The following is an 11,149-nucleotide window of genomic DNA, read 5'->3' on the forward strand; positions in this document are numbered from 1 at the left end:
TGTCAAAGCCCTGTGGAATTTCGCGACCAACGTGTGACGTGACCTTGGTCGAAGCGAGGAGTCAGGAAGGGGGTCCCAGCCGATAGGGCAGGGGTGGCTCCGATTACTAGGACGTCCTAGTATTCGGAGAGGAGCGACGACCGGGGAGGACCCATGCAGCCGGATCCGACGAGCGCCACAGGGAACGCGGGAGCCGGGACAGGCGCCGGCACGGGGGCGGAGCCGATCGAGGCCGGCCGGGCCCGCTGGCAGGCGCGGTACGACGCCGCATTCAAGCGCGACCGCGAGTTCCGGACCCTGTCGGGGCTGGAGGTGGACCCTGTCTACGGTCCGCCCGGCACGGACCCCGGGTTCGGGCGCATCGGCTGGCCGGGGGAGTTCCCCTTCACCCGCGGCCTGTACGCCACCGGCTACCGTGGCCGGCCCTGGACGATCCGGCAGTTCGCCGGGTTCGGCAACGCCCGGCAGACCAACGAGCGCTACAAGATGATCCTCGGCGCCGGGGGCGGCGGCCTGTCGGTGGCGTTCGACATGCCGACCCTGATGGGCCGCGACTCCGACGACCCGCGCGCGCTCGGCGAGGTGGGCCACTGCGGCGTCGCGGTCGACTCGGCCCTCGACATGGACCTGCTGTTCGACGGGATCCCGCTCGGCGAGGTCACCACGTCGATGACCATCAGCGGGCCGGCCGTGCCGATCTTCTGCATGTACGTGGTCGCGGCCGAGCGGCAGGGCGTGCCGGTGGGGAAGCTCAACGGCACGCTCCAGACGGACATCTTCAAGGAGTACATCGCGCAGAAGGAGTGGCTGTTCGCCCCGGAGCCGCATCTGCGGCTGATCGGCGACCTCATGGAGTTCTGCGCCGCCGAGATCCCCGCGTACAAGCCGCTGTCGGTCTCGGGCTACCACATCCGCGAGGCCGGGTCCACGGCCGCGCAGGAGCTGGCCTTCACGCTCGCCGACGGGTTCGGCTACGTCGAGCTCGGCCTGTCGCGCGGACTCGACGTGGACGTCTTCGCCCCGGGGCTCTCCTTCTTCTTCGACGCGCACATCGACTTCTTCGAGGAGATCGCCAAGTTCCGCGCCGCGCGCCGCATCTGGGCCCGCTGGATGCGCGACGTGTACGGCGCCCGTACGGAGAAGGCGCAGTGGCTGCGCTTCCACACCCAGACGGCCGGGGTGTCGCTGACCGCGCAGCAGCCGGACAACAACATCGTGCGTACGGCCGTCGAGGCGCTGGCGGCGGTGCTCGGCGGCACCAACTCGCTGCACACCAACGCGCTGGACGAGGTGCTCGCGCTGCCGTCGGAGAAGGCCGCCGAGATCGCGCTGCGCACCCAGCAGGTGATCATGGAGGAGACCGAGGTCGTCAACGTGGTCGACCCGCTCGGCGGCTCCTGGTACGTGGAGGCGCTGACCGACCGGCTGGAGGCCGAGGCGGAGGAGATCTTCGCGAGGATCCGGGAGATGGGCGGCGGCGGCACGATGACCGCCGGCATCCTGCGGGGCATCGAGGACGGCTGGTTCATGTCGGAGATCGCCGAGTCGGCCTTCGACTACCAGCGCAAGCTGGAGAAGGGCGACAAGCGGATCGTCGGCGTCAACTGCCACACCTCGACCGCGGAGGAGCCGCTGGAGATCCTCCGGATCAGCCACGAGGTCGAGGCCGAGCAGCGGCGGGTCCTCGCCGAACGGCGCGCGGCGCGCGACCGGAAGGCGGTGGACGCGGCGCTGGCCGCCCTGCGGAGCGCGTCGAGGACGGCCGAGAACATGATCCCGCCGATGCTGGAGGCGGCCAGGGCCGAGGCCACCCTGGGCGAGATCTGCGACGTCCTGCGCGAGGAGTGGGGCACCTACTCCGAGCCCGCCGCCTTTTGACCGCGATCGCGGAGGAAGGCGGCGGGGATGGCACGGATCACGCGGAAGAGTACGGCAGGATTGGGGGTATGGCAGCGGAGTTCTCTCGACCTGGATCGCTCTACGGCGCCGTGGACCTCGGCGCGCGCAAGCAGGCCCTCGACGCCCAGGCACGGCGCGAGGCCGCCGGACCGCCCGGAGCCGCCTCGGCGGCCGTCATCGAGGTGACCTCGGCCACCTTCAACGCCGAGGTGGTGGAGCGCTCGCTGAGCGTGCCCGTGATCGTCGAGGCGACGATGCGCCGGGCCGAGCAGGTGCAGCAGTTCAGCGAGGTGATGGAAAAGCTGGCCGCGGAGGCGGCGGGCGCGTGGCTGCTGGCCCGCGTCGACGTGGAGGCCGAGCCGCAGCTCGCCCAGGCGCTGCGGATGCGCGCGGTGCCCACCGTCTATCTGGCCTTCCAAGGGCAGCTCATGCCCCTGTTCGAGGGCCCGCTGCCGGAGGCGCAGCTCCGGCAGGCGCTCTCGCAGGTGTTCGAGCAGCTCGGCGTCGAGGCGGGCGCGGACGGGGACGCGGACGCGGCGGACGAGCCGCCGGTCGACCCCGAGCTCCTGCGGGCGGAGCAGGCCGTCGAGAAGGGCGACCTGGACGCGGCGGCCGCCGCCTACGAGCGCCTGCTGGCCAGGTCGCCCTCGGACGAGGGCGCGAAGATCGGGCTCGCCGGGGTCGGCCTGCTGCGGCGCACGCAGGACCTCGACGAGGCCGACGTGTTCGGGCGAGCGGCGGACGCCTCCGAGGACGTCGACCTCCAACTCCAGGCCGCCGACCTCGAAATGGTGAGCGGGCGGGTGGACGAGGCGTACGACCGGCTCATCGGGCTCGTGCGGCGCACGCGCGGCGGTGACCGGGACCGGGTCCGGGTGCACCTGCTCGGGCTGTTCGACGCGCTGCCCGCCGACGACCCCTCGGTCGTACGGTCGCGCAGGGCCCTCGCCAACGCCCTGTTCTGAGAGCCGTTCCGGGTTCCCCGGCGGGACGGCGGCTCCGGGCGCCGTCCCGTTCTCGCCGCGTGCGGCCCAGAGGCGGCCCAGAGGCGACACCGGGCGGCGGGCTGAAACACCCGGCCGGAGATGGCACGATGGATAACACTCAAGTGCCGCCCACGCCGGGGTGCGAGAGCGTGACCGCCACGCGGAGGCCGCGCCCAGGGGAGCAGCCGGGCGGGCGCGGCCAGGCACCACCCCCGCAAAGGAGCGGATAGACGTGGCCACCGTGCCCAGCGTTTCCTACTCGATCACTGTGCGCCTCGAGGTGCCCGCGGGAGGCAAGGCCGTCAGCCTGCTGACCCACGCGGTGGAGAACGCGGGCGGCGTGGTGACCGCCCTCGACGTGACCAACGCCGGGCACGAGAAGCTCCGCATCGACGTGACGTGCGCGGCGAAGGACGCCGACCACGTCCAGGCGATCGTGGACAGCCTCGGCGCGGTCGAGGACGTGGCCATCCACAAGGTCTCCGACCGCACCTTCCTCATGCACCTCGGCGGCAAGATCGAGATGCAGTCGAAGGTTCCCCTGCGCAACCGCGACGAGCTGTCGATGGCCTACACCCCCGGGGTGGCGCGGGTCAGCCTGGCGATCGCGCGCAATCCGGAGGACGCCCGCCGCCTCACCATCAAGCGCAACTCGGTCGCGGTCGTCACCGACGGCTCCGCCGTCCTCGGGCTCGGCAACATCGGCCCCGCCGCCGCGCTGCCGGTGATGGAGGGCAAGGCCGCCCTGTTCAAGCGGTTCGCCGGCATCGACGCCTGGCCCATCTGCCTCGACACCCAGGACGTGGACGAGATCGTCGCGACCGTGCGGGCCATCGCGCCGGGGTTCGGCGGCATCAACCTGGAGGACATCTCCGCGCCGCGCTGTTTCGAGGTCGAGCGGCGGCTGCGCGAGCTGCTCGACATCCCGGTCTTCCACGACGACCAGCACGGCACCGCCATCTGCGTGCTCGCCGCGCTGACGAACGCGCTGAAGGTGGTCCGCAAGGAGATCTCCGAGGTGCGGATCGCGATGGCCGGGGCGGGCGCGGCGGGCACCGCGGTGCTGCGCCTGCTGCTGGCCGCAGGAGCGCGCAACGTCGTCGTCTGCGACTACCGGGGCGCGGTCCACCTCGGGCGCGACGACCTCGACGACTCGCTGCGGTGGATCGCCGAGCACACCAACGCCGAGGGGTACGGCGGCGACCTGCGCGGCGCGGTCAAGGGCGCCGACGTCTTCGTCGGCGTCTCCGCCCCCGGGATTCTCACCGGGGACGACGTCGCGACGATGGCGCGGGACGCGGTGGTGTTCGCGCTGGCCAACCCCGAGCCCGAGGTCTCCCCGGACGACGCCCGCGAGCACGCGGCGGTCGTGGCGACCGGCCGGTCCGACTATCCCAACCAGATCAACAACGTGCTGGCGTTCCCGGGCGTGTTCCGCGGGCTGCTCGACGCGCAGGCGGACGGTGTGACCCCGGAGATGCTGCTCGCCGCGGCCCGCGCGCTGGCCGCGGTGGTGAGCCCCGAGGAACTCGGGCCCAACTACATCATCCCCAGCGTCTTTCACCCCGACGTGGCCAACGCGGTGGCGGCCGCCGTACGGGAGTCGGCCGGGGGCCGGCCGCGCGGCTTCACGGAGGCCTGACCGCGCCCGGCACACTCGGCACCCGGCGGCCGGCACCCACGGCGACGCTTCGGTCGCGGCGGGTCACCTGCCGCGGCAAACCGGGGGCGACGTACACGAATTCGCATTCCTCCCTCATGATGGGATGTATGGCGGAGGCGATCTACGTCGGCGGGTTGCTTGTAGCGACGCCACTGCTCGACGACCCCAACTTCCGGCGTAGCGTCGTGCTCGTCTTGGAGCACGACGATGACGGCGGCACCCTGGGCGTGGTGCTCAACCGGCCCAGCGAGATCGCGGTGACCCAGGTCCTGCCCTCGTGGGACCCTCTGGTCACCGGTCCTCCGGTGCTGTTCGAGGGAGGCCCGGTGCAGACGGACAGCGCGCTCGCGCTCGCCGTCGTGCTGAGCGGCGAGGAGCCGCTGGGCTGGCGCCGGCTGCAGGGCAGGGCCGCGGTGTCGCGCCTCGGCACGGTGGACCTCGACGCGCCCCCGGAGATCCTGGCGGGGGAGATCTCGCAGATGCGGATCTTCGCGGGCTACGCGGGCTGGACGGCGGGGCAGCTGGAGAACGAGCTGAAGGAGGGCGCCTGGTACGTCGTCGACTCGGAGCAGGGGGACACCTTCGACCCCGACCCCTCCGCGTTGTGGCGCACCGTGCTGCGCCGGCAGAAGGGCGATCTCGCCCTGGTCGCCACGTTCCCGGACGACCCGATGCTGAACTGAGCACCGGCCTTCCCTCGCGACCCGCACGGCCCGTACGGCGGAGGCCGGGCGCGGTGAGCGCGCCCGGCCGTGAACGATCGTTCGGGTGATCGCTTGGGGTCGCCGTGTCTCAGCTCGCGGTCTCTCAGCTCGCGGCTTCTCGGCTCACGGTCTCTCAGCTCGCGGTGCAGGTCACCGCGGGCACCGGGTTGGCGCCGTTCCAGGAGCCGAGGAAGCCGAACGACGTCGACGCTCCGGCGCCGAGGCCGCCGTTGTAGCTCACGTTCTTCGCCGTGACCGACGAGCCGCTCGACGTCACCGTGGCGTTCCACGCCTGGGTGACCGTCTGGCCGTTGGCGTACGTCCAGGTGACGGTCCAGCCGGAGATCGCGCCGGACCCGGCCTTGACGGTGACCTCGGCCTGGAAGCCGCCGCCCCACTGGTTCGTGACCTGGTATGTCGCCGAGCAGCCCCGGCCGTTGCCGCTGGGCGACGCACTGGGCGATGCACTGGGGGACGCGGACGGGCTGCGGGGCGGGCTCGGAGACGCGCTGGGCGACGGGCTCGGCGACGTGCTGGGCGAGCCGGACGGGCTGGCCGACGGGCTCACCGACGGCTGGCCGCTGTAGATCGTGGCCTCCTTGGCGGTCGGCTTGATGCCGTTCGCGCCGTTGAACAGCCGCTGGCCCCAGGAGGTGAGCTGATTGACGTTGAAGTTCGTGACCTGGTCCAGGTACTCGACGCCGCCGCCGTTGCCGCTCCACGACCAGCCGAGGTAGCCGACGCCCCGCGACTGGGCCTGGGACATGATCGTGTCCTCGTCCGGGTCGCCGTCCGAGTGCATGTTGCCGAACTCGCCGATGACGAGCGGAAGGCCCGCTGTCTGGAACGCCTGCAGATAGCTCGTGATCTCGGGCGCGGTGTCGAAGACGCCGTACATGTGGATCGAGAAGACGGTGTTCTTCTGGGTGTCGCTCGCGAAGACCGAGGCGGCGTTGTCACGCATGACGAACTGCCAGTCCTGGCCCCAGTTCGGCGCGTCCACCATGAGCAGGTGCTGGAAGCCGGCGGCGCGCATCCGGACGATCGCGTTCTTGGTGGCGCTGGTCCAGGCGGACGGGTTGTTGTTGCCGTACGGCTCGTTGCCGATGTTGATGACGACGTAGTTCTCCTGGCCGGTCAGCACACTCTTCAGGCCGACCCAGTAGTCGACGGCCTGGTCGAGCGTGTACGCCCCGCCCTGCTCGGCGTACCCGGTGGTGTCGTGGTTCTCCAGCACGCAGATTAACCGGTTCTGCTTGCACAGCGAGATGACGTTGGCGACGTCGCTCGCCGAGTTGGCCGTCCAGCGGCCGCCGCTCAGCACGACGCGCACGGTGTTCGCGCCCAGCGACTTGATGTTCGTGAACGAGCTCGTCTGGCTCGCGTACCAGGTGTGCGCGTGGCTGGTGCCGCGCATCACGAAGTTGTTCCCGTTGGCCTCGACGATTTTCGTGCCGCTGACGTGGAGGCCGGTCGCGGCCTGCGCGGTCTGGTTCATCGCGACCACCGACAGCAGGAGGGCGAGCAGTGCCGCGCCCACGGCGATGAGACGTGTTTTCATTCTGTACCTCGGGTGGGGGGAGCGACGCCGTTGGGAGCGCCTCCGGCACCCTAGGCGGCGCGGCCGGGCACCGTACAGGAGACGGCCCGGCGGGACCGCCGAGCGGATCCACCTGGACTGAACCGGTTCGGCAGGATGGGCCGCCGGACCAGCGCGATCGCTCCCCGCCACCCCTCACCTGGGCCTCCGCGACCCGATGAAACGTTCACCGGTCGCACGGCCGCCGGTAGGGTCGCGGCGTGCCCGAATCCGCGCGGCTGCCCCAGGAGGCCATGAGGCCCATGAGCGCCGGCATGATCGTCGCCTCGCCCATCGCGGGCGTCCTCATCGGCAGGCTCGGCCCCAAGATCACCATCGCGGGCGGCATGGTGATCAGCGCGGTCGCGATGTTCCTCGTGTCGCGGCTCGGCGTGGACGCCGCCTTCGCCGACACCGCGATCCCGTTCGTGCTGCTCGCGTTCGGCCTGTCGCCGGTGTTCGTCGGCGCCACCGAGATCATCGTCGGCAACGCGCCGGAGGAGCTGAGCGGCGTCGCGGGCGGCGTGCAGAACTCCGCCATGCAGGTCGGCGGCGCGCTCGGCACCGCCATCCTCGGCGCGATCGTGTCCGCCAGGGTGGCCGACGTGCCGATTCGCGCACCGAGGGGAACGCGCCCGCTGCAATAGACTTGGTGCTCGTGAGCGGCACAAAGATTCTTCCCGAGAGCGACGTCACACCCCGGCTCTCGCACGGCGACGGTGACCACGAGCGCTTCTCGCACTTCGCCGACAAGAACAAGATCACTGAGAGCTACGTGACCGGTGCGCCGGTGCGAGCCCTGTGCGGCAAGGTCTGGGTGCCCAGCCGCGACCCGAAGAAGTATCCGGTCTGCCCGGAGTGCAAGGAGATCTACGAAGGGCTGCCGAAGGGCGAGCAGCCGGGCGAGTGAGTGTCGGTGCGGGATGACCATTCCCCCGACGGCTAACGTCAGCCTTCTGACCAGCCGTATCGGGGGAAAGAATGGTTCGGCGACCCATCGCCGTCGTCCTCGCATGCCTCTGCGCGCTGGGCGGCGTCCTCGCCGTCCCGGCGTCCGCCGTCTCTCCGCCCTCCCGTCCCGCGGGGACGAGAGGGCCGGTCACGGGCCTCCCGCCGGCCCGCCACGCCGCGACCACGACGCGTGGGCCGTCCACTGCCCGTACGTCGACCGCCCGGGTGCCCGCTGCCCGGGTGCCCGCCGCCCGTGTGACTGCGGCCCGGGTGACTGCCGCCCGGCCGGGTGACTGCCCGGCCCGGCCCGGCGTCGCCCGGCGCCGGGGCTCGGGAGCCGCGCTTCCCCTGGGGCTCACGCACGCGCTGGAGCCGCGCGATCCCGGGCCGGACGAGGTCGCCCGCATGTCGGCCGATCTCGGCCGCAGGCTCCAGGCGGCGGAGGGGAGCGGCGCCGCGGGCGCTGCCCGGCGCGACCCGGGCGCCGTCGAAGGAATCACCGTGCCGGTGTGGGTGCACATCGTCAGGGACGGCGCGCTCGGCCTGCCCGACGCCGCCGTGGCCAGGCAGATCGCCGTGCTCAACACCGCGTACTCCGGTGGGTACGGTGGCGCCGACACCGGGGTCAGGTTCGAGCTCAAGGGCATCACCCACACCGACAACCGCGCCTGGTTCCGCGACCCTCTGGGATTCGAGGAGCCGCTGAAGGGGAAACTGCGGACCGGCGGCCCCGAGACGCTCAATCTGTTCATCGCCCAGATGAGCCGGCTCGTGCTCGGATACTCCACCTATCCCTACTGGTACAAGGACGACCCCGGCCTCGACGGAGTGGTCATCGACTGGCGGAGCGTGCCCGGCGGCCCGCTGCGCGACTTCGCCAGGGGGTTCACCGCCGTCCACGAGATCGGCCACTGGCTCGGCCTGCTGCACACCTTCGAGAACGGCTGCGCCTCCCCGGGCGACTCGGTGGACGACACCCCCGCCGAGGCCCGCCCGACCAACGGCTGCCCGCCGCGGAAGGACACCTGTCCCGCGCCGGGGGACGACCCGATGCACAACTTCATGGACTACTCCCAGGACCGGTGCATGCGCGAGTTCACCCCGGGCCAGGCCGTACGGATCCGGCAGATGTGGGACGTCTACCGCCGACCGGCCGCGGAGGGCGCCGACCCGGAGGTGACGACGGACGCCCTCGCCGCGCAGCCCTATGACGAATCGGCCGGGAAGCGTTGACGCGGCGGCGCGTGTGTGAATAACTCCACAGCAGCGTTCACGGTCACAGGGCTCCGCGGGTGGCCCTGATCGCTTCGTCTTGCTCGCCGGTTCCGTCCCACGCACGCCCGGCCAGGTCGCCCGGGAGGCTTTGTGGATGACGAGTGGACCCGCCGGGTCTGGCCGCCCGCCGAACAGCCCCCGGGACCGGGCGAGGCGGGCCGTGAGGCCACCGGCAGGGGCCTCACGCGTCCGTACGGCATGCCGGGAACGGGCGGGGACACGGGCGCGGAGGACGCCGGGAGCGCCGCCGGCCGGCACCGCACGTCACGCGGCGCCGTCGGGCGCGACCGCACGGCGCCGTACGGCGCGCCGGTCCCCGGACGGGTGACGGCCGAGCCCCCCGTGTGGCCGCTCACGTCGCCCGCCGAGGAGGAGGACGAGCTTCCGCCCGCCGCCCGCCGGTATGGCGCGCCCGCCACGCCGCCCCGGCGCATGCCCCGGTGGCTGTGGCGGCTCCTGGTGGGCGGCCTCGCGCTGGCCTGCTCGGCGGCGGTCATCGGCGCGGTGGTGGTCACGGTCCTGAACCGGGCCGAGCGCGTGCCGCCGACCGTGATCCACGACCAGGTGGCCGGAGTCGCCTACACCCTCCCGCCCGGGTGGCGGGAGGGGGTGGTCGCCCCGGTGAGCGGCTTCACCACCGTCGCCGCGCGCGGGGACAGCGCCACGGTCATGGCACGGCCGGGGGACCCGGTCGATCCGCCCGGCCTCCGCTCGGAGGTCATCGACCTGAGTGATCTCTACGCCCGTCTGCTGCTGCACGGCGACAAGGTCGAGGTGCTCGACGACCGCGCGGTGACCGTCGGCGGGCGGCCGGGCCACACCCGGGCCGTACGCGCCGAGTACAGCGACGTCGTGAACGAGCCCGCCTTCATGCGGGTGACCCTGCTGACCCGGTCCGACGGCGGCAGCACCGTCCTGCTCGGGCTCGCGCATCCCGACCAGCCGCGGTCCCGCGCCGAGATCGAGGGCCTCATGTGGGGCGCCCGCTGACGGCCGTGGCACGATCTGCCGGGTCTTCTTCGTACGGCGGAACCGGCACATGGCATGCCAGGAAAATGGCTTCTTGACGGCGTTCTACCCGATATAGCGGCTCAAGCGGAAAACGGGGCGTCAAAACGGCCGAGTGCTCCGTCCTTTATGCCCGGACGCATCAGTATATGAATGGCCGAGTGCTCGGTCGGCGGTTCCGTCATGTGATGCGGGTAATCGCGACAATCGCCGGAACGGCTTTGAGATAGGCGTAACATCTGTTTGCCGGTATCCGATAAGTGGCTCGCTGCCCGCGTTTCTCCGGACGGGTATCTTCGAGGTCGCATCGCACGAAAACGCGGTGACCCGGAAAGACCAATTCTCACCATGGGGGGAAATCAAATTGATTTCTCGTAAGAGCAGCTCTGCCTCTGGTTCGCGTGGCGCCGGTCGCCTGCTGACCTGGTCCGCCGCGGTGGCGGTGACCTGCGCGACCGTGGGGCTGTCGGGCTCGATCGCGGCGAGCGCCACCTCGACGAAGACCACCCCGGTCACGCATGAGGCGACGAGTTCGCAGGGCGGGGAGAAGAGCTTCATTCCCCTTCCGCGCCACGACTCGACCAACATCATCACAACCTTCAGCGTGCTGCCGGCGGTGGGCGCCCCCACGGGCGTGGTGCCGCTCACCTCGCAGACCTTCACTGGGTCGGCGCGCAGGGGCCACGTGTTCGTCCACGACGGCACGGCCTGGGCGGACCTCACCTCGGTGTTCTCCCCGGGCTTCCTCTACGACGTGACGCTGGCGCCGTCGCCGAGCACCGCTCTGTCGGGAACCGGCGGCGTTCTGACCAGCCTCACCAACAGCGGCATTCCCGTGGGGCGGCTCAGGGTCACCGTGCGGAAGGCCGACGGCAGCATCTTCGTCTCCGACTGCAGCGTCGCGAGCACGAGCGGCGCCTCGACCCTGCCGCTGACCGCCGCGGACTGCACCACGCCGACGCGTCTGTGACGACGGGCGAGGCCGGCTAGACGACAGGGCGGGTGGCCCGCGGACGCGTGAAAGCTCCGCGGGCCACCCGCTCTTCGTATCTCCGCCGTCCTGACCGGCGCCGTGACGCTGACG

The 11,149-nt window shown here is 71.5% G+C and carries 10 protein-coding genes; 9 read left to right on the forward strand and 1 reads right to left on the reverse strand.

The genetic code is table 11. The features are described from left to right. Positions 1 to 153: 153 nt before the first annotated feature. The 4 genes from OG344_RS17705 (at position 154) to OG344_RS17720 (ending at position 5,231) form a co-directional block, all read left to right on the forward strand. The gene (locus tag OG344_RS17705) at positions 154 to 1,878 is read left to right on the forward strand and encodes a methylmalonyl-CoA mutase (protein ID WP_405084060.1); all 1,725 of its coding nucleotides are present in this window, start codon (positions 154 to 156) and stop codon (positions 1,876 to 1,878) included. Positions 1,879 to 1,946: 68 nt separating this feature from the next. Continuing rightward, positions 1,947 to 2,864 carry a co-chaperone YbbN gene (locus OG344_RS17710; protein ID WP_405084061.1) on the forward strand — a complete coding sequence of 306 codons (918 nt, stop codon included), beginning with the start codon at positions 1,947 to 1,949 and terminating at the stop codon, positions 2,862 to 2,864. A gap of 253 nt (positions 2,865 to 3,117) precedes the next feature. Then, positions 3,118 to 4,527 (forward strand): NAD-dependent malic enzyme, encoded by a 1,410-nt coding sequence (locus tag OG344_RS17715; protein ID WP_405084062.1) that lies wholly within the window; start codon positions 3,118 to 3,120, stop codon positions 4,525 to 4,527. A 128-nt stretch (positions 4,528 to 4,655) separates the two neighbouring features. Beyond that, positions 4,656 to 5,231, forward strand: a complete 576-nt coding sequence (locus tag OG344_RS17720; RefSeq protein ID WP_327044398.1) for a YqgE/AlgH family protein — start codon at positions 4,656 to 4,658, stop codon at positions 5,229 to 5,231. 154 nt (positions 5,232 to 5,385) lie between these two features. Here OG344_RS17720 and OG344_RS17725 read toward each other — a convergent pair whose 3' ends face one another. Next, positions 5,386 to 6,813, reverse strand: coding sequence for a cellulase family glycosylhydrolase (locus OG344_RS17725; RefSeq protein ID WP_405084063.1), 1,428 nt, complete (start codon positions 6,811 to 6,813; stop codon positions 5,386 to 5,388). A gap of 239 nt (positions 6,814 to 7,052) precedes the next feature. Here OG344_RS17725 and OG344_RS17730 point away from each other — a divergent pair, with 239 nt between their 5' ends. The 5 genes from OG344_RS17730 to OG344_RS17750 all read left to right on the forward strand — a co-directional run bounded on the left by OG344_RS17730 (position 7,053) and on the right by OG344_RS17750 (position 11,035). Continuing rightward, complete coding sequence (locus OG344_RS17730) at positions 7,053 to 7,478, forward strand: MFS transporter (RefSeq protein ID WP_327044400.1); 426 nt, start codon at positions 7,053 to 7,055, stop codon at positions 7,476 to 7,478. Positions 7,479 to 7,489: 11 nt separating this feature from the next. Continuing rightward, entirely contained in the window at positions 7,490 to 7,741 is a 252-nt protein-coding gene (locus OG344_RS17735) for a DUF3039 domain-containing protein (RefSeq protein WP_405084064.1), read from the forward strand. Positions 7,742 to 7,812: 71 nt separating this feature from the next. Then, positions 7,813 to 9,015: a M43 family zinc metalloprotease gene (locus tag OG344_RS17740; RefSeq protein ID WP_405084065.1), complete on the forward strand. Its 1,203-nt coding sequence runs from the start codon at positions 7,813 to 7,815 to the stop codon at positions 9,013 to 9,015. Positions 9,016 to 9,147: 132 nt separating this feature from the next. Further along, on the forward strand, positions 9,148 to 10,047 hold the full coding sequence (locus tag OG344_RS17745; RefSeq protein WP_405084066.1) for a hypothetical protein: 900 nt from the start codon (positions 9,148 to 9,150) through the stop codon (positions 10,045 to 10,047). 460 nt (positions 10,048 to 10,507) lie between these two features. Then, positions 10,508 to 11,035, forward strand: coding sequence for a hypothetical protein (locus OG344_RS17750; protein ID WP_405084067.1), 528 nt, complete (start codon positions 10,508 to 10,510; stop codon positions 11,033 to 11,035). Positions 11,036 to 11,149 lie beyond the last annotated feature (114 nt).

The organism is Microbispora sp. NBC_01389 (assembly GCF_045040095.1).
Lineage (GTDB): Bacteria > Actinomycetota > Actinomycetes > Streptosporangiales > Streptosporangiaceae > Microbispora.